This window comes from Pseudomonas sp. GM78, from assembly GCF_000282475.1.
In the GTDB taxonomy this organism is placed as follows: Bacteria; Pseudomonadota; Gammaproteobacteria; order Pseudomonadales; family Pseudomonadaceae; genus Aquipseudomonas.
The window spans coordinates 81,759-100,014 of record NZ_AKJF01000212.1 but is presented as its reverse complement, the minus strand read 5'-3'; the positions used below and the strand labels follow the sequence as shown (position 1 = coordinate 100,014).

At 59.0% G+C, this 18,256-nt stretch carries 20 protein-coding genes; 9 read left to right on the top strand and 11 right to left on the bottom strand.

Going from position 1 to position 18,256, the window contains the following annotated elements:
• Positions 1–86: 86 nt before the first annotated feature.
• Positions 87–1,454: a DNA repair protein RadA gene (radA, locus tag PMI35_RS01495; RefSeq protein ID WP_008066110.1), complete on the bottom strand. Its 1,368-nt coding sequence runs from the start codon at positions 1,452–1,454 to the stop codon at positions 87–89.
• 564 nt (positions 1,455–2,018) lie between these two features.
• On the opposite strand from radA, the gene mscL reads away from it, so the two are divergent.
• A complete protein-coding gene (gene mscL, locus PMI35_RS01500; protein ID WP_008066109.1) occupies positions 2,019–2,432 on the top strand; it encodes a large-conductance mechanosensitive channel protein MscL in 414 nt (137 codons plus the stop codon).
• A 32-nt stretch (positions 2,433–2,464) separates the two neighbouring features.
• Here mscL and PMI35_RS01505 read toward each other — a convergent pair whose 3' ends face one another.
• Positions 2,465–3,241, bottom strand: coding sequence for a ferredoxin--NADP reductase (locus PMI35_RS01505; RefSeq protein WP_008066108.1), 777 nt, complete (start codon positions 3,239–3,241; stop codon positions 2,465–2,467).
• 323 nt (positions 3,242–3,564) lie between these two features.
• On the opposite strand from PMI35_RS01505, the gene PMI35_RS01510 reads away from it, so the two are divergent.
• Together PMI35_RS01510 and PMI35_RS01515 are read left to right on the top strand one after the other, a co-directional pair.
• Entirely contained in the window at positions 3,565–4,296 is a 732-nt protein-coding gene (locus tag PMI35_RS01510; RefSeq protein WP_008066107.1) for an autoinducer binding domain-containing protein, read from the top strand.
• Positions 4,297–4,461: 165 nt separating this feature from the next.
• Entirely contained in the window at positions 4,462–5,586 is a 1,125-nt protein-coding gene (locus PMI35_RS01515; RefSeq protein WP_008066106.1) for a methyltransferase, read from the top strand.
• Between the two features lie 75 nt (positions 5,587–5,661).
• Here PMI35_RS01515 and PMI35_RS34335 read toward each other — a convergent pair whose 3' ends face one another.
• The 3 genes from PMI35_RS34335 to PMI35_RS01525 are packed head-to-tail and all read right to left on the bottom strand — an operon-like array spanning position 5,662 to position 8,335.
• Complete coding sequence (locus PMI35_RS34335) at positions 5,662–5,829, bottom strand: DUF2474 domain-containing protein (RefSeq protein ID WP_081504875.1); 168 nt, start codon at positions 5,827–5,829, stop codon at positions 5,662–5,664.
• Positions 5,830–5,887: 58 nt separating this feature from the next.
• Positions 5,888–6,895, bottom strand: a complete 1,008-nt coding sequence (gene cydB / locus PMI35_RS01520; protein ID WP_008066100.1) for a cytochrome d ubiquinol oxidase subunit II — start codon at positions 6,893–6,895, stop codon at positions 5,888–5,890.
• Positions 6,896–6,898: 3 nt separating this feature from the next.
• Positions 6,899–8,335 carry a cytochrome ubiquinol oxidase subunit I gene (locus tag PMI35_RS01525; RefSeq protein WP_008066099.1) on the bottom strand — a complete coding sequence of 479 codons (1,437 nt, stop codon included), beginning with the start codon at positions 8,333–8,335 and terminating at the stop codon, positions 6,899–6,901.
• Between the two features lie 397 nt (positions 8,336–8,732).
• Here PMI35_RS01525 and PMI35_RS01530 point away from each other — a divergent pair, with 397 nt between their 5' ends.
• The gene (locus tag PMI35_RS01530) at positions 8,733–9,971 is read left to right on the top strand and encodes an MFS transporter (RefSeq protein WP_008066098.1); all 1,239 of its coding nucleotides are present in this window, start codon (positions 8,733–8,735) and stop codon (positions 9,969–9,971) included.
• A 6-nt stretch (positions 9,972–9,977) separates the two neighbouring features.
• Here the strand turns inward: PMI35_RS01530 and PMI35_RS01535 are convergent, their stop codons facing one another.
• Both PMI35_RS01535 and PMI35_RS01540 read right to left on the bottom strand, forming a co-directional pair.
• Positions 9,978–10,529, bottom strand: coding sequence for a DJ-1 family glyoxalase III (locus tag PMI35_RS01535; RefSeq protein WP_008066096.1), 552 nt, complete (start codon positions 10,527–10,529; stop codon positions 9,978–9,980).
• Positions 10,530–10,597: 68 nt separating this feature from the next.
• Positions 10,598–11,047: a DUF4879 domain-containing protein gene (locus PMI35_RS01540; RefSeq protein ID WP_032832172.1), complete on the bottom strand. Its 450-nt coding sequence runs from the start codon at positions 11,045–11,047 to the stop codon at positions 10,598–10,600.
• A 221-nt stretch (positions 11,048–11,268) separates the two neighbouring features.
• On the opposite strand from PMI35_RS01540, the gene PMI35_RS01545 reads away from it, so the two are divergent.
• Entirely contained in the window at positions 11,269–12,564 is a 1,296-nt protein-coding gene (locus tag PMI35_RS01545) for an NCS2 family permease (protein ID WP_008066092.1), read from the top strand.
• Positions 12,561–13,640: a tRNA (uridine(54)-C5)-methyltransferase TrmA gene (gene trmA, locus PMI35_RS01550; protein WP_008066090.1), complete on the top strand. Its 1,080-nt coding sequence runs from the start codon at positions 12,561–12,563 to the stop codon at positions 13,638–13,640. Before PMI35_RS01545 ends, trmA begins: the two co-directional genes overlap by 4 nt.
• Before the next feature lie 54 nt (positions 13,641–13,694).
• Here trmA and PMI35_RS01555 read toward each other — a convergent pair whose 3' ends face one another.
• From PMI35_RS01555 to PMI35_RS01565, 3 genes are all read right to left on the bottom strand, one after another.
• Positions 13,695–14,141, bottom strand: a complete 447-nt coding sequence (locus PMI35_RS01555; protein WP_008066088.1) for a DUF2442 domain-containing protein — start codon at positions 14,139–14,141, stop codon at positions 13,695–13,697.
• Positions 14,138–14,566 (bottom strand): hypothetical protein, encoded by a 429-nt coding sequence (locus PMI35_RS01560; RefSeq protein WP_008066081.1) that lies wholly within the window; start codon positions 14,564–14,566, stop codon positions 14,138–14,140. The genes PMI35_RS01555 and PMI35_RS01560 overlap by 4 nt, the downstream gene beginning before the upstream one ends.
• 213 nt (positions 14,567–14,779) lie before the next feature.
• Positions 14,780–14,986, bottom strand: coding sequence for a tautomerase family protein (locus PMI35_RS01565; protein ID WP_008066080.1), 207 nt, complete (start codon positions 14,984–14,986; stop codon positions 14,780–14,782).
• 105 nt (positions 14,987–15,091) lie between these two features.
• Between PMI35_RS01565 and PMI35_RS01570 the strand changes: the two genes are divergently transcribed.
• The 3 genes from PMI35_RS01570 to PMI35_RS01580 all read left to right on the top strand — a co-directional run bounded on the left by PMI35_RS01570 (position 15,092) and on the right by PMI35_RS01580 (position 17,507).
• A complete protein-coding gene (locus PMI35_RS01570) occupies positions 15,092–16,003 on the top strand; it encodes a LysR family transcriptional regulator (RefSeq protein WP_008066079.1) in 912 nt (303 codons plus the stop codon).
• A gap of 203 nt (positions 16,004–16,206) precedes the next feature.
• A complete protein-coding gene (gene aroQ / locus PMI35_RS01575) occupies positions 16,207–16,656 on the top strand; it encodes a type II 3-dehydroquinate dehydratase (protein ID WP_008066078.1) in 450 nt (149 codons plus the stop codon).
• Entirely contained in the window at positions 16,653–17,507 is an 855-nt protein-coding gene (locus tag PMI35_RS01580) for a shikimate dehydrogenase (RefSeq protein ID WP_008066077.1), read from the top strand. Before aroQ ends, PMI35_RS01580 begins: the two co-directional genes overlap by 4 nt.
• A gap of 49 nt (positions 17,508–17,556) precedes the next feature.
• Here PMI35_RS01580 and PMI35_RS01585 read toward each other — a convergent pair whose 3' ends face one another.
• On the bottom strand, positions 17,557–18,234 hold the full coding sequence (locus PMI35_RS01585; protein WP_008066076.1) for a TetR family transcriptional regulator: 678 nt from the start codon (positions 18,232–18,234) through the stop codon (positions 17,557–17,559).
• Positions 18,235–18,256: the final 22 nt, after the last annotated feature.

Here is an 18,256-nt window from a genome sequence, read left to right as displayed (position 1 = left end):
AGGCTGCGATCTTTTGATTTTGGCGTCAGTTGTATCGCCGAAGATCAAAAGATCGCAGCCTGCGGCAGCTCCTACAAGGATTTGCGTTATTCGAAGAGCGCGTCGAGCGCTTGCTCCAGACGGGTGACAGCGATGATCTGCAAACCCGCAGGCGCCTCTTTCGGTGCATTGCCCTTGGGCACGATGGCACGTTTGAACCCATGCTTGGCCGCTTCCTTCAGGCGCTCCTGACCGCTTGGCACCGGACGCACTTCGCCGGACAGGCCGACCTCACCGAACACCAGCAGGTCATGGGGCAGCGGCCGGTTACGCAAACTGGACATGACGGCTGCCATCAACGCCAGGTCAGAGGCCGTTTCCAGTACCTTCACCCCACCCACCACGTTGAGAAACACATCCTGATCGTGGGTGGGTATGCCGCCGTGCCGGTGCAAGACCGCCAGCAACATTGCCAACCGGTTCTGATCCAGGCCCAGGGTTACCCGGCGCGGATTGGCCAGGTGACTGTCATCTACCAGCGCCTGGACCTCCACCAGCATCGGCCGCGTGCCTTCCCATGTCGCCATGACCACACTGCCCGGGACTTCTTCCTGGGCACGGGTCAGAAAAATCGCCGATGGATTGGAAACTTCTTTCAGGCCCTTGTCGGTCATCCCGAACACGCCCAGCTCGTTAACCGCGCCAAAACGATTTTTTACCGCGCGCAACAAGCGCAGGCGCCCGTCTGATTCGCCTTCAAAATACAGCACGGTGTCGACCATGTGCTCCAGCACTCGAGGCCCCGCCAGGGCGCCCTCCTTGGTCACGTGCCCCACCAGGAAAATCGCGGTACCACTCTGCTTGGCATAACGCACCAACAGCGCCGCACTTTCGCGAACCTGAGACACACCGCCCGGTGCCGATTGCAGTTGCTCGGTGAAAATCGTCTGGATCGAGTCGATCACCATGACCCGGGGTTTTTCCTGCCGGGCGGTAGCAATGATGGTTTCAATGCAGGTTTCGGTCATGACCCGCAGCTGGTCCTGTGGCAGCCCCAGGCGTCGGGCGCGCATGGCCACCTGCTGCTGCGACTCTTCGCCCGTGACATACAGCGCCGGCATGCTCTTGGCGAGATTGCACAAGGTTTGCAACAGAATGGTGGATTTGCCGATACCGGGATCACCGCCGATCAGCACCACCGAGCCGTCCACCAGGCCACCACCGAGCACCCGGTCAAGTTCACTGGATGCCGTGGAGAAACGCGGGACTTCCTCGACACTCACTTCAGCCAGGGTCTTGATTTGCGCCTGCTGGCCGGTCCAGCCGGTGCGACCGCTGGGCGCTGCTGCCCCGCCACTTTCCACCATGGTTTCGGTGAGTGTGTTCCAGGCGCCGCATTCACCACATTGTCCGGCCCACTTGGGAAAGGTTGAGCCGCACTCGGTGCAGCCGTACATGCGCTTGGCCTTGGCCATCTGAACTCCCGGCAAAAACCGCGATGATAGCTCAGGTCAGCTGCCCTGGTACGTCGCGATTGATACCAGGTAATCTCAAGTGAATACTTCAAAATTTATTCGACGAAACTCGAATAGACACCTACAAACCACACACAACATTAAAATCAAACACAAGTTACTTATACACAAACACCCAAGCACCTCTAAACAACTGCAGAAAAAACCTGTACAGACATTAACCATGAACTTCTACGATGTACAACAATAGCTTCCTGAAAGTCGCCACACGAATATAGTCATCTGACTTCGGCACCCGCTGAATTGGTTATCAAATTGATAGTATCAAAATACTCAAATCACACATTGCAACCCATTGCGACTTTCTCGTCGACCAATCGCCAGATTGCCAGAAGCCGAGTGGCCGCTGCGAAGCAATACCCATGGAGATGAGGCATTTTGTGCACTTTTTGCCACCGGTTCGGTCCTTTGCAGGCGGACCCCGCACGCAGTCGTGACGAGCAGGATGCGATTTGCTGAATTACACTGCGCTCACCAACCTCATCTGTAACAAGGAAATGACCTATGGGCGTGATAAACGAGTTCAAGGCCTTCGCGGTCAAAGGCAATGTGATTGACATGGCCGTCGGTATCATCATCGGCGCTGCTTTCGGCAAGATCGTGTCGTCGTTTGTCGGCGATGTGATCATGCCCCCCATCGGCTTACTGATCGGCGGAGTGGACTTCAGTGACCTGGCCATTACGCTCAAGGCCGCCCAGGGCGATGTCCCGGCAGTGGTCCTGGCGTACGGTAAATTCATCCAGACTCTGATTGACTTTGTCATCGTTGCCTTCGCGATCTTCATGGGCGTCAAGGCCATCAACCGCCTCAAACGCGAAGAAGCCGTCGCGCCAACCCTGCCGCCGGTTCCGACCAAGGAAGAAGAGTTGCTCGTTGAGATTCGCGACTTGCTCAAGGCCCAGAACAATCGACCCTGAATCAAACGGCGCCTTCAAGGCGCCGTTTTTTTTTACCAGAAGTTCTCCACCGCCACCTGACCGGGCCGCCGGCTGAGGCTCAAGTGCATGTCGCGCTGCTTGAGCAATTTGCGCGTGTCATCGATCATTTGCGGGTTGCCGCACAACATCACGCGCGAGTGTTCCGGCGTCAGCGCCACACCAGCCGCCCGCTCCAGTTCGCCGTTTTCAATCAAGGTGGTGATCCGCCCGTTCAGGGCACCCGGGTGCCGCTCGCGGGTCACGGTGTTGATCAGCTGCAATTTGTGGGCAAATTCCTTCAAGTAGTCGCGCTGCGCCAGGCCTGCGATCAGCGCCTGGTAAGCCAGCTCCCTGGTCTCCCGGACGCTATACACCAGGATGATTCGCTCGAATTTTTCCCAGACTTCGAAGTCCTGCAGGATCGATAGAAACGGCGCCAGACCTGTACCGGTGGATAACAGCCACAAATCGCGCCCGTCGACGAAGCGGTCGAGTGTCAGGTAGCCGAACGCCTGGCGATCGACCAGCAGCGTGTCGCCAACGCCCAGTCGGCTCAGCTCGCTGGTGAATTCGCCGCCAGGTACGACTATAGAAAAGAACTCGAGAAACTCGTCGTAGGGTGAAGACACCATGGAATAGGCGCGCCACACCGTACTGCCGTCTGCCTTGACTACGCCCAGCCGGGCGAATTGCCCTGCGCGAAAGCGAAAACCTGCGTCCCTCGTGGCGCGCAGGGTGAACAGGTTCGGCGTCAACGGCTGGACGTCGAGCAAGGTTTGACGGGTAAATTTCTCTTCACTGGCGGTCATCGCAGGCTCCTTCAACGCATGACCGCAGTGTCTCGCAAAGCGGTTCCCATAAACACCGGCGATTTGTAATGTCTTTAGCGAAACATTATCGATTGCATAACACCCTCACAAACATTTAACCACCCAGTTAATAAAATATAAAGACAGGTAATTGCATTAACATCGACATTTAATACATGCTTTTAACTCAATTACATTTAGAACCATAAACCTTTTTTAGAAATTGCAACGAAACAAAAAGTTCTCACTCGCGCGTACGAAACATCCTACAATCCGAGCGTATTGGACTTTGGATCCATACACCGAGACGTGGGAGCTTAAAAATGGAAAGATGGAAGGAGTCACAGCTCAGACAGTTATCCAGCGCAACGGAGCTCGACACCGCTTATCAGGTAGCGCTGCGTTTCGCGAAAAATATCGGCTATAAATTTTTTGAATTTTCAGTAACTTACAAAGTCACATCAGATCAAGAAAACAGGTTGAAACTCAACAATTATCCCAAAAGCTGGAACACGGAGTATGAACAAAAAAAATTCAGCGACATCGATCCGGTAGTGGCTCATTGCAATCAAACTATGCTGCCCGTTCTTTGGAGCGAAGAGCTCTTTTCCCAGGTCCCCTCAATGTGGGAGGCCCTTGGGTTGCAAGGAATTCAGCACGGCTGGTCGCAATCGGTACAGGACGATAACAGCGGTCTGTGCAGCATCCTGAGTCTGGCCAGGAGCCATTGTCCAATCAGTGCGTTTGAGCTGTACGAAAACCTCGGCTTTTCCGTCTTCATGGGACAGCACCTGCATACGCTGGCTGCGCAATCACTTCCAAGGCCGCCCCCAAAATTGGTTGTCGCGCATTTGTCTTTGCGGGAAATCGACGTGCTGAAGCTCGCGGCCGATGGCAAGACGGCTTACGAGAGCGCCAGGATCCTCAACCTCAGTGCACGCACCATCAATTTCCATGTACAGAGCGCGATTGAAAAACTGGGCGTCAATAACAAGATTTCGGCAGTCATTGCCGCGGCCAAGGCCGGTTATCTCAGCAGCGGCGCGCTACGCTGATCACAAAACCTGCGGGTAATCCAATAGAAAAAAACGTACCATTTGCATCCCGCTTGAGTGATGACGTGTAAAACATCATGCCGCAGTTCACTCGAACCGTCCCGCCCGCAACAACGCCTCAGGGCCGCGGAACATCCTCGACCATCTATCAGAGCCTCCTGCCCGATGCCCTTGCTTGAAACCCCGTTCGCCCAGCTCGACCTGATCCGCCAGCCCGAACAGCAGAACGAACCACTGCAAGCCTTTGATGCTGCAGATGAGTACCTGCTCAATCACCTGGCTGAACAGCTGCCCGCGGCAAATACGCGGGTGTTGGTGCTGAACGACAGTTTCGGCGCATTGGCCGTCAGCCTGGCAGGCAAGGTCAATGTGACCAGCAGCGGCGATTCGTTCCTGGCCTTGCAGGGGCTGGAAAAGAATCTGGCCCGTAATGGCCAGGCATTTGATGCCGTGCCCCACGTACCGGCCAGCGAACCTTTCACGGGGCCGTTCGACCGCGTGCTGATCCGGGTGCCGAAGACACTGGCATTACTGGAAGAACAATTGATCCGCCTGCAAGGCCAATTGGCGCCCGGCGCCCAAGTGATGGCCGGGGCAATGATCAAACATCTGCCGCGCGCGGCCGGCGATCTGCTTGAGCGCTATATCGGCCCGGTGCAGGCCTCGCTGGCAGTAAAAAAAGCTCGGCTGTTGATTGCCACGGCTCAAGCCAAAGCGGCCGTCGTCTCGCCCTACCCAACCCGCTATCGACTCGATGAACCGGCGATCGAACTGCTCAATCACGCCAACGTGTTCTGCCGTGAAGGCCTGGACATCGGCACGCGAGCCTTCTTGCCGCACCTGCCGAAGAACCTCGGCAGCGCAAGGGTCGCTGATCTCGGTTGCGGCAACGGCGTACTGGCCATCGCCAGTGCCCTGCAAAACCCCGACGCCCGCTACACGCTGGTAGATGAATCTTTCATGGCGGTGCAATCGGCTGCCGAAAACTGGCGCGCCGCGCTGGGTGACCGGGAGGTGATCGTGCGGGCCGGCGATGGTTTGGCCGGGCAGGAACCCCAGTCGCTGGATGTGGTGCTCTGCAATCCACCGTTTCACCAACAACAGGTCGTCGGCGACTTCCTTGCCTGGCGGATGTTCCAGCAAGCCCGGGAGGCGCTGGTGTTGGGTGGTGCGCTGTACATCGTCGGCAACCGTCATTTGGGCTATCACAGCAAGTTGGCGCGGTTGTTCCGCGGGGTCGAGCAAGTGGCGGCCACCCCAAAATTCGTGATCCTCAAGGCTCGCAAGTAACGCGCAAAAAAAAAACCTCCAGCTGGAGGTTTTTTTTTCACGCCCGGGAGGCTGCGGGGCGGGATGTCGATTGTTTCAGTGAGTGCTCAGGCCTGCGGCGTTCATGAACATCCGCATCAGGCTGGCCACAATGAACAGCGCACCGACGCTGCCAGCCCAGATCATGGCCAACCAGCCGAGCCGCTGCCACAGCGGCTTTTTTTCGGCTTCTTCAATGTCGTGCAGGGAATGTTTACCGGACATTGCTTCGATCTCCTTGCGATCGATGGCGCCGTGGACGGCGCCAATGCGGATGCGTGCTCTAGTGATAACCGTCTTCATGGGTAACCTTGCCGCGGAACACGTAATAGCTCCAGAAGGTGTAACCCAGGATGAACGGGATGATGAACAGCGTGCCCACCAGCATGAAGCCCTGGCTTTGCGGTGGTGCCGCGGCGTCCCAGATCGAGATCGACGGCGGCACGATGTTCGGCCACAGGCTGATCCCCAGGCCGCTGTAACCGAGGAAAATCAGCACCAGTGTCAGCAAAAATGGCGTGTAGTGCGCGTTGCGGGCCACGGCACGGATCAGGCCATAAAGCGTCACCAACACCAGGATCGGCACGGGCAGGAACCAGAACAGATTCGGCAGGGTGAACCAGCGGGCGGCGATCTCGGCGTGGGCCAGCGGGGTCCAGATGCTGACGATACCGATCACCGCCAACAACACGAACGCCAGGGGTCGCGCCAGGTCGTGCATCTGTTCCTGCAACTTGCCTTCGGTCTTCATGATCAGCCAGGTGCAACCCAGTAGCGCATACGCCACCACCAGCGCCGCGCCACAGAACAGGGTGAAGGGCGTCAGCCAATCCAGCGAGCCGCCGGCAAATTGCCGATCGACCACCGGCAAGCCATCGATGAACGCCCCCAGCGCGACGCCCTGGAAGAACGTTGCGGCAATCGAGCCACCGATGAACGCCTTGTCCCACAGGTGACGCTTGTCATCCTTGGCCTTGAAGCGGAACTCGAACGCCACGCCGCGGAAAATCAGCCCGATCAGCATGAAAATCAGCGGTAGATACAACGCCGAGAGCACTACCGAATAGGCCAGCGGGAAAGCCCCGAACAATGCCGCACCACCCAGTACCAGCCAGGTTTCGTTGCCGTCCCAGACCGGGGCGACAGTGTTCATCATCACGTCGCGGTCGGTCTTGCCGGGAATGAACGGGAAAAGAATGCCGATCCCCAGGTCAAACCCATCCATGACCACGTACATCATGATGCCGAAGATGATGATCACGGCCCAGATCAGCGGAAGATCAATACCCATGATTCAAATCTCCTTGGTCACGATGTGGTCGGCATCGGCATGATCGTCGTCGGCTGCGGAGAGCGGACGTGCCGGTGTGCGTTTCTGCCCGGGACCACCGTCGTTGGTTTCCTTGCCTTCGTCGATCTTCGGCCCCTTGCGCACCAGGCGCATCATGTAGCCGAGGCCGGCACCGAACAGGGCGAAATACACCACGACAAACAGGATCAGGGTGATGCTCATCTGCATCACGCTATGGTTGGAGGACGCGTCCGCCGTGCGCATCAGCCCGTAGACCACCCAGGGCTGACGGCCGATCTCAGTGGTGAACCAGCCGGCGAGAATCGCGATCAGGCCGGACGGCCCCATCCACAACGCCAGGTACAGGAACGGCCGCGAGGTGTAGAGCGTGTCGCGTTTACGCAGCCACAGGCTCCACAGACCGGTGAAGATCATCAGGAAACCCAGGCCGACCATGATGCGGAACGACCAGAACACAATGGTCGAATTCGGCCGGTCTTCGGGCGGGAATTCCTTGAGCGCCGGCACCTGCTTGTCCAGCGAGTGAGTCAGGATCAGGCTGCCCAGGTACGGAATCTCGACGGCGAACTTGGTTCTCTCTTCCTTCATGTCCGGCCAGCCGAACAGGATCAGCGGGGTCGCCTCGTTGCCGTGGTTCTCCCAGTGGCCCTCGATCGCGGCGATTTTTGCTGGTTGGTGTTCAAGCGTGTTGAGGCCGTGAAAGTCACCGATGACCGCCTGGATCGGCGCGACGATCAGCGCCATCCACATCGCCATGGAAAGCATCTTGCGGATCGCCGGGTTGTCCTTGCCACGCAGCAAGTGCCAGGCCGCCGAGGAACCGACGAAGAATGCTGTCGCGACGAACGCCGCCGTGGCCATGTGCATCAGGCGATAAGGGAACGAGGGGTTGAAGATCACCGCCAGCCAGTCGGTCGGTATGACCTGGCCATTGACGATTTCGAAGCCCTGCGGGGTCTGCATCCAGCTGTTGGAGGCGAGAATCCAGAAGGTCGAGATCAGCGTGCCGATGGCGACCATGACCGTGGCAAAGAAGTGCAAGCCGCGCCCGACCTTGTTCCAGCCAAACAGCATCACGCCGAGGAAACCAGCTTCAAGGAAGAATGCAGTCAGTACTTCATACGTGAGCAGCGGCCCGGTCACGGAACCTGCGAAGTCCGAGAAGCGGCTCCAGTTGGTCCCGAACTGATAGGCCATGACCAGTCCGGAAACCACGCCCATGCCGAAGTTGACGGCAAAGATCTTCGACCAGAAATGGTAGAGATCCCGGTAGGTGTCGTTATGGGTTTTCAGCCACAAACCTTCGAGTACCGCCAGGTAACTCGCCAGGCCGATGGTGATGGCTGGGAACAGGATGTGGAACGAGATAGTGAACGCGAACTGAATTCGGGCGAGATCAAGTGCCTCTAAACCGAACATAAGTCTTCCTCTGTCAGGTAGTACGGCTGCGGGCTGGAAGCCTGCACCCACGGCCCCCACGGATATGGAGTGTGGCGAATCTCTGTTTGTTCTTTTTTTTACACGCATCACAACGCAGGGAGTCTGGCCAACCGGCCACCGGATCAATTCCTTTTGAGGGTTTTGATCTGGATCAAGCAACGATGAAAGAGTAGTCCCATTTGCAGGGATGACCCGCGTGGTCGTTTGCCGCGTGACAAGTTGCCTCACGGCTGCAGTCACAGATTGAAATGAATTCCCAGGAGGCAGTGGGCGAACAGCCAGTGAAATCGATGCTTGGCTAACGAAATTTTCTGCCGCGGCAACTTCCTGTTACAGGTTGGTGATAGTCTCGCTCTTTCTCTCCCCAGACTTTCAAATGCCCAGCCAAGAGCCCTTGCTGTTACGTCGCCATCGTCCTTTCATCGCCTTCTGGCTGGCCCGGGTGTTCACCGCCAGCGGTTTCCAGATGCTCACCGTGGCCATTGGCTGGAACCTCTACCAACTGACCGGCAACGTGCTTGACCTGGGCCTGGTCGGGCTCGTGGAGTTCGCTCCGCGCGTGCTGTTCATGCTGCACACAGGGCATGTCGCCGATCGCTACGACCGCCGCAAGGTCGCGGCCATCTGCCAGTCGCTGCAAGCGCTGATCGCCCTGTCGCTGGCGATCGGCAGCGCGACCGACCATGTCACCCGGGAAATGATCTTCATCCTCGCGTTCCTGCTTGGCGCCGCACGCTCCTTCGAAATGCCGACCACCCAAGCCTTGCTCCCGAGCATCGTGCCCAGCGCCCTGTTTCCCCGGGCCGTGGCCGCCGCGCAGTCGGCCCAGCAATCGGCGACCATCGTCGCGCCAGCCCTCGGTGGCTTGCTCTACGCCTTCGGCAGCGTCTGGGTGTATGGCCCGACGGTGATTCTGTACATCATCGCCTGCACGCTGATGCTTAACCTGCCCGCCCGGCAAACGCCCCTGAACAAGGGCAAGGCCACACTGGACTCACTGTTGGCGGGCATCCGTTTCATTCGCAGTCGCCCGGATATTCTCGGGGCCATTTCCCTCGACCTGTTCGCTGTCCTGCTGGGGGGTGCGACGGCGTTGCTGCCGGTGTTTGCCAAGGACATTCTGCTGACCGGGCCCTGGGGGCTGGGCCTGTTGCGATCGGCGCCGGCGGTGGGTGCGTTGCTGATGTCGCTGTTCCTGGCGCGGTTTGCCGTGGAGCGCAATGTTGGACGGGTGATGTTCACCGCCGTGGGTGTATTCGGCGTGGCGACGATCGCCTTCGGCCTGTCGACCTCGTTCTGGTTTTCGTTGGCCGTGCTGGTCGTCCTGGGGGCGGCCGACATGATCAGCATGGTGATCCGCGCATCCTTCGTGCAACTGGAAACCCCGGACGAAATGCGCGGCCGGGTGAGCGCCGTGAACGGCCTGTTCATCGGGGCTTCGAACCAATTGGGCGAATTCGAATCCGGCCTGACCGCCCACTGGTTCGGCACCGTGCCGGCGGTGGTCATGGGCGGTATCGGCACGCTGGTGGTCACCGGGACCTGGATCAAACTGTTCCCGACCCTGGCCAACCGCGACCGGATGCATGTGCCGGTGGAAGAGGTGAAGGCCTGAGGCTCTCTACACCAACAACTCCCCCGCCACCATCGCCCGCGTGGCTTTGCCGCACAGCTGTTCCACCAGCGTCAGCGCAAATGCCAAGGCGCCACCCGAGCCTTGGGCGGTGATGCAATTGCCGTCGACCACCACCGGTTGATCGACGAAGTTGCAGCCCGACAGTTGATGGCTGGCCGAAGGCAGGCACGTCATGCGTCGCTGGCGCAGCACGCCGAAGGTTTGCAGTGCTACCGCGGGCGCTTCGGCAATGCCGGCGAACAGGCGCCCCGCCGCGGCCTGGTCCTTGACCAGTTGTTGCAGGGGTTGGTGGGCGGTCAGATGTTGCGTCCCGACGGCACCGCCAGGCAGGACGATCAGATCGAACGGCTGGGCCAGCAGATCCACCAGCATCGCATCGCACGTCAAGCGCGTGCCTCGGGCACAGGTGAGCATGCGCCGCCCCTCGATGCTGGCGACCACCACCTCGACCTTGGCGCGGCGCAATACATCGATCAAGGTCACTGTCTGCAGGTCATCGGCGCCCTCGGCGAGGGTAATCAAGGCTCGAAAGGTCATGGGAACGATCCACGGAATGGTTCCTAAAGCGTAGTCAGCTTTCCTGACGCTTGTTCGGGCCCCTGTCGTTACTTGATGTAAAGCTGGGTCGACATCGTGTTGCCGGGCGCGTTGATCGAGGTATTACTGAAGGTGAACGTACCTTCCTGCTTACCTGCCAGATTGAAAACGTACAGGTTGCCGACGACCTTGGTCCTTTGCGAGCAGTCGGTCAGGTTGCCGTTGTCATAGGCGCAGACCGGCGTGCGGGTGCCATCCACTTCGAAGCCATCCAGCGCGACATGGGGCTGGCTGCGACCATAGCCCACTTCCAGCACGTAGATCCTGATGTTCGGGCCCGCGTGGTTGCAGCGGGTCTGTGCCTGCCCTTCTTCAATCGTCTCGAAACCACAGCCCGGCGACTCGACCTTGAGCACCTTTAACTGGGTCAACGGCGGTGCCGATGCCGCCGAGGCGGGTTGTACCGCCAGCAACAACGCCATCAAGACACCAGACATGACCGTCAGCCGCTTTTTCATCCCGTTACCACCGAAAAAAAACCAGCGCGCAGTATGGCCGGTTTGGATTAAACGCAAAACATCGACGACGATCACCGCCATAAGCAGCCATAACCCCACGCTGCTGGTATGATGCGCGGCTTTTTCCGGCCCACTGTAATTTCACAGGCGCGTTCAGCGGTCTGTGCTTTGCTGTTGAGGTCGATACATTCACGGCGCCGGGCGCGCCACGGGGAGCAGACATGCTGGAAAGGCTGTTTCAACTCAAGGCACACAACACCAACGTGCGGACCGAGATTCTGGCGGGCGTCACCACCTTCCTGGCCATGGCCTACATTCTGTTCGTCAACCCGAGCATCCTCGGCGAGACGGGCATGGACAAGGGCGCGGTGTTCGTCGCCACCTGTCTGGCAGCCGCCATCGGTTCCGCGGTCATGGGCCTGATTGCCAACTACCCGATCGCGCTCGCGCCGGGCATGGGCCTGAACGCCTTCTTCACCTACACCGTGGTCCTGCACATGGGCCATACCTGGCAAGTAGCGCTGGGTGCGGTGTTCATCTCGGCCGTGTGCTTCTTCCTGCTGTCGATCTTCCGCATCCGTGAATGGATCATCAACAGTATCCCGCTGCCGTTGCGCTCGGCCATTGCCGCCGGTATCGGCCTGTTCCTGGCGCTGATCGCCCTGCACAACGCCGGCATCGTGGTCAGCAACCCGGCGACCATGGTCGGCCTCGGTGACCTGAAACAACCGGCACCGATCCTCGCGACCCTCGGCTTTGCCCTGATTGTTGCCCTTGAAGCCCTCGCCGTGCGCGGTGCGGTGCTGATCGGTATCCTGGTGGTGACCATTGTTTCTATCCTGATGGGCTTCACTCCGTTCGGCGGCGTGATGTCGATGCCGCCATCGCTGGCCCCGACCTTCCTGCAGCTGGACATCAAAGGCGCACTGGACATCGGTCTGGTCAGCGTGATCTTCGCTTTCCTGTTCGTCGACCTGTTCGACAACTCCGGCACCCTGATCGGCGTTGCCAAGCGCGCCGGGCTGATGGGCAAGGACGGCCACATGCCGAAAATGGGCCGCGCGCTGATCGCCGACAGTACTGCCGCGATGGCCGGGTCCCTGCTGGGCACCTCGACCACGACCAGCTACATCGAATCCGCTGCTGGCGTGAGTGCGGGCGGCCGCACCGGCCTGACCGCCATCGTCGTGGCGATCCTGTTCCTGCTGGCGCTGTTCTTCTCGCCGCTGGCGGCCAGCGTGCCTGCGTTCGCCACGGCACCGGCACTGCTGTTCGTCGCCGTACTGATGACATCCGGCCTGGCCGAAATAGACTGGGACGACATTACCGTCGCCGCGCCGGTCGTTATCACCGCGCTGGCCATGCCGTTTACTTATTCCATTGCCAATGGCATCGCCTTCGGTTTCATCGCCTGGACCGCCATCAAGCTGATGTCCGGTCGTGGCCGTGAGCTGAATCCGGCGCTGGTGATCCTGTCGATTCTGTTCGTGATCAAGCTCGGTTGGTTCAACGCATGACTTTTGATTCCCAGGCCTACGCTGTCCAGCTCGAAGACAAGGTCACGCGTTTGCGTGACCTGCTGGCGCCATTCGATGCACCGGAGCCGGTCGTCTTCGACTCGCCACTGCAGAATTTCCGCCTGCGCGCCGAATTCCGCCTGTGGCGCGAAGCCGGCGAGCGCCATTACGCAATGTTTTCCCAGGAAGACAAGCGCACGCCGATCCTGATCGAAGAATTCCCGATCGCCAGCCAACGCATCAATCAATTGATGCCGCAGCTCAAGGCCGCATGGCAAGCCAGTGCAGCCCTGAGCCACAAGCTGTTCCAGGTGGAGTTCCTGACCACCCTGGCCGGCGATGCGATGATCACCCTGTGCTACCACCGCCCGCTGGACGAGCACTGGCACACAGCGGCCTCGAAACTGGCTGCCGACCTCAACGTCAGCGTGATCGGTCGGTCGAAGGGCAAGCGCGAGGTCATTGGTCACGATTACGTCGTCGAGAAACTTGAAGTCGGCGGCCGCACCTTCAGCTATCGCCAGCCAGAAGGCGCCTTCACCCAGCCAAACGGCACCGTGAACCAGAAGATGCTCAACTGGGCGTACGACGCGCTGGGTGATCGCGCGGACGATTTGCTGGAGCTGTATTGCGGCAATGGCAACTTCACCCTGCCGCTCGCCACCCGCGTGCGCAAGGTGCTGGCGACTGAAATCAGCAAGACCTCGGTTAATGCGGCGCTGAGTAACCTCAGTGAAAACGCTGTGGATAACGTCACACTGGTGCGCCTGTCCGCCGAAGAACTGACCGAAGCGCTGAACGAAGTGCGCCCGTTCCGCCGCCTGCACGGCATCGACCTCAAGAGCTACGAGTTCGGCAGCGTCTTCGTAGATCCGCCGCGCGCCGGCATGGACCCGGATACCTGCGAGCTGACCCGACGCTTCGACAACATCCTCTACATTTCCTGCAATCCGGAAACCCTGGCGGCCAACATCGCCCAACTGCACGACACCCACCGCATCACCCGATGCGCGATGTTCGACCAGTTCCCGTGGACGCATCACATGGAATCCGGGGTGTTGTTGACCCGCCGGTGATTGCAGAAGCCACAAACAAATCAGCCGTCATCACGACGGCTTTTTTGTGCCTGTTCAAACGACAACGTCGACCTTGCGTGGACGGCCACCTTTCCTGCCATTTGCCCTCGCAGCCTCAGCCTTGGCAGCGCTGCTCTGGCGGCCATTGCGCGAGGCAATCACCGATGCGGCCATGGCCATCAATGGCTTGCTCGCCGAGATCATGCCGGCGAGAGATACATGCAGATCCTTTCCTTCATGGCACAGTGCGGTACCCGCGTAGCCAACGGTCAGGCCTGCGAAATCCTCGACTTCGAAACCATCGAATTCAGGATAATTCACCACGGGCAGCAATACGCCGCTGCCATCTTCGAAGCTTACCGCCAGACAAGGTGCCAGGAAGGTAACTGCCGTCGCGTGCAGGCCGTTGTTCTTGCGTAAATTCCCACGCTCAATCGCTTCGTCCAGGCCATGTTCCGTTATCGGGGTGTCTGCCTGGACCTTGGCATTTACCGTTTTCATAACTCGATCTCCACAGCTTCCCGTGTACTTATCAGGAATAACCGCGTCGTGTTCATTTCAGGCTCGTAGCAAGCCGAGCCAATCATGTTGGTGGTGCTGGCAATCCTGTTCACCACAACGACTTCGTTGCTTTGCCAGTCCCACAATTGATTATCAAGGCAGACCGTTTTCAGCTTTCGCCACCAGATGCCACGGGCACGCAGCAAATGGACAGGTTGCTTGAGCGACTGACGTAACCCTTCCAGCACCGCCAACGGTGGCCGACGCGAGAGCGGAACAACGTCCCAGAGCTCTACGCCGTTGTGCCAGAAGCTGAACTTGAACCGAGCGCTCCAGCCTCCTCCATCGACATGCGCATGGGGCGGACAATGCTCGTCACGCAACATGATCACCACCGAGAACCCTCTGTAGCTGCATATTTTCATGATAACCCATCCGTTAGGTTATTGAATCGAGAGATTCGACATTCCCTGGAAAACCTGACGACTGGTGCCACGCCCTCAATCGTCAACACGCCTCTGAGACTAGCGCCCCGCAGCGCCCTGTACCGACAGCGACCCCGGTAAAATCGTAAGCATTGCTTTCACCACGCCCACAAAAAAGCCGTCGTTCAGACGGCTTTTTGTTTTTCGCTGTAATCATCCCGGCAGGTTTTTTCGATACTCAGTCGTGGTAATCCCCTTATACCCCCAGTTATCGGTATCGACTTCCTCGATCACGATGTGGGTCAGCTCCGGCGGCTTGCCGAGGACGCGTTGCAAGGTCTCGGTGATTTCGGCGATGACCTGGGCTTTCTGCTCACGGGTTACGCCGTCTCGGGTGATGCGTACGCTGACGAAAGGCATGCTGCTTCTCCTGCTCGCTCATTAAGTGAGGCTGACTGTATCTGCGTACCGGCATTTGATAAATACTGATTCACAGACTTCATTTGATCCCCGGTGTAATCAATCATGCAGCGACAATTCGACGATCTTCAACTGGGCAGCATCGAGCTGTTTTGCCTGGCTGCCGAAGCCGGCAGCTTCACGGCCGCAGCGCTGGTGGCGGGGGTCACGCCGGCCGCGGTGAGCCGCTCGGTGTCGCGCATGGAAGAACGCCTTGGCGTGCGGCTGTTTGCGCGCACAACGCGCAGCGTAAAGCTGACCGACAGTGGTCGGCGTTACTACGAAGAATGCCGCCAGGCTTTGGCGCAACTGGTGGAAGCCCAGCGCGAAGTCATGGGCCAGCAACAGGTACCTTCAGGCACCCTGCGCATCAGTATCCCGACCACCTATGCCCACCACCGCATCCTGCCGTTGCTGCCGGCCTTCCGCGCGCGTTTTCCGGCGGTGAAGGTCGAGTCGCACATCAGTAACCGCAACATCGATTTCGTCGGCGAAGGCTATGACATGGCGATTCGCGTGCGCGCGATTCCGGATTCCGGCCTGATCGCCCGGCAGCTGGAAGACGCCGCGCTGGTGATGATTGCCAGCCCCGAATACCTCAAGCGTGCCGGTACGCCGCAAACCCTCGACGACCTGCAACAGCACGAATGCATTCAATACGAACTGCCCAGCAGTGGCCGGCGCATTGCCTGGTTGTTCAGCGACAACGGCGTGCAACGGGAGATTCTGGCCGAGGGCAACTTCGTTTGTTCCGACGATGTATTGGGTGGCGTCACCCTGGCGAAACATGGCGCGGGATTGTTTCAGACTTATCGATTTATCGTCGAGAAGGAATTGGCCGATGGCTCGCTGGTGGAGGTGCTCAAACCTTTTGGGGGGCGTTCGCGGCCGTTTACCCTTCTCTACCCACAAAGTCGCCACATGCCCCTACGGTTGCGGGCATTCATTGATTTCCTGGTCGAGAATTTGCCTCGTTAAAAGATCGCAGCCTGCGGCAGCGCCTACAGGGAACAGGTTTCAAATGTAGGAGCGGCCATAGGCTGCGATCTTTTCTGTCCGATCACCGCACACAATACGCCCACCAGCGGGCTGCCCAATTGACCATATTAACCATCTAGTACATTTTATCTCCACAGGCTGAAACCTCGGCCAATGCCAAAAATAATACGTGGAGAAAACCAATGCCCCCCATCATTCTGGTGCTCAACGGCCCGAATCTGAACCTGCTTGGCACCCGTGAACCGGCGACCTACGGCCATGAAACCCTGGCAGATGTTTCCGCGCTGTGCGGCCGAGCCGCCGAAGAGTTCGGCCTGGCGGTGGAGTTTCGCCAGACCAACCATGAAGGCGAACTGCTCGACTGGATTCATGCCGCCCGCGGCCGTTGTGCCGGGATCGTGATCAACCCGGCGGCCTGGACGCACACCTCGGTGGCGATCCGCGACGCGCTGGTCGCCAGCGAACTGCCGGTGATCGAAGTGCACCTGTCCAACGTTCACGCCCGCGAGCCTTTCCGCCACCACTCCTTCGTCTCGGCCATTGCCACGGCGGTAATGGCTGGCTTCGGTAGCCATGGCTATCGCCTGGCCCTGGAACATTTCAGTCAACGTCTGAAGGGGCAAGCAGCATGAACCAGAACCAAACGGTATTGGCCGGACTGATCGGCGCCGGCATCCAGGCGTCCCGCACCCCGGCGCTGCACGAGCACGAGGGCGATGCCCAAGGCATGCGTTACCTCTATCGGCTGATCGATCTCGATCAGTTGCAACTCGACAGCAACGCCCTGCCCGACCTGTTGACGGCCGCCGAGCGCATGAACTTCACCGGTCTGAACATCACCTTTCCGTGCAAGCAGGCGATCATCCCGCTGCTCGACGAGTTGTCGCCGGAAGCCCAGGGCATTGGCGCGGTGAACACAGTGGTGCTGAAGGACGGCAAACGCATCGGTCATAACACCGATTGCCTGGGGTTTGCCGAGGGTTTTCGCCGTGGCTTGCAGGGCGTTGCCGTTGAGCGCGTCGTACAAATGGGCGCCGGTGGTGCTGGCGCGGCCGTGGCCCATGCGTTGTTGAGCGAAGGCGTACGCCAACTGAGCATTTTTGATGTGGAAATCAGCCGCGCGCAGAGCCTGGCAGACAATCTTAACCAGCATTTCGGCAGTAACCGCGCGGTGGCCGGCCATGATCTGGCACTGACCCTGGCCGAGGCTGATGGCCTGGTCAACACCACGCCCATGGGCATGAAAAAACTGCCCGGTATGCCGGTGCCGGTCGAGTTGCTTCGGGCCCAATTGTGGGTGGCGGAGATTGTTTACTTCCCGCTGGAAACCGAACTGCTGCGCAATGCCCGTGCGCTGGGTTGCCGCACGCTCGATGGCGGGAACATGGTGGTGTTCCAGGCAGTGAAGGCGTTCGAATTGTTCAGCGGCGTGGCGCCGGATGCGCAGCGGATGCTGGAGCATTTTCAGAGCATGAATGGCTGAAAGTCAAAAGATCGCAGCCTTCGGCAGCTCCTACAAGGCTGCGATCTTTTCAGGCTTGCAGGTAGCGCAAAACCGACTCGCAAATCATCTCCCGATGACGCTGCTTGATGCTTTCGTCCGGCAAGTCGATCTGAAAGATCTCGCCGAAGGTGTGGCGGTTCGACACGCGATAGAAGCAGAACGAACTGATCAGCAAGTGCACGTCCAACGGGTCCAGGCCGGTGCGGAACAGCCCCTGTTCGGCACCGCGACGCAGGATCTCGCCCAGTGAATCGAGGATGGTGTTGTTCATCGCCTTGATCGCATCGGAGCGCTTCACAAATTCGGCGTTGTGAATGTTCTCGATGCTGACGATGCGCACGAAATCTACGTTGCGGTCATGGTGATCGAAGGTGAACTCCACCAGCCGCCGAATCGCCTCCACCGGCGCCAGCTCCGCCAGGTGCAGGCGGTTTTCGGTGCTGCGGATATCGCCGTAGAGTTTTTCCAGCACCTCCACGTAGAGCTGTTCCTTACTGCCGAAGTAGTAATAGATCATGCGCTTGGATGTGTGGATGCGCTCGGCGATGGCATCGACGCGAGCCCCGGAAAGCCCTTGCTGAACGAACTCGACTATCGCTTCCTGCAGGATGTTTTCCCGGGTTTTTTCCGGGTTGTTCTTGCGACTCTTGCGCGGCTCGGCAATCGGTTGCTCAGGTGCTGCGGAGAGTTCTGATGTCATTGTCATTGCGGGCTCACGGCCATCACTG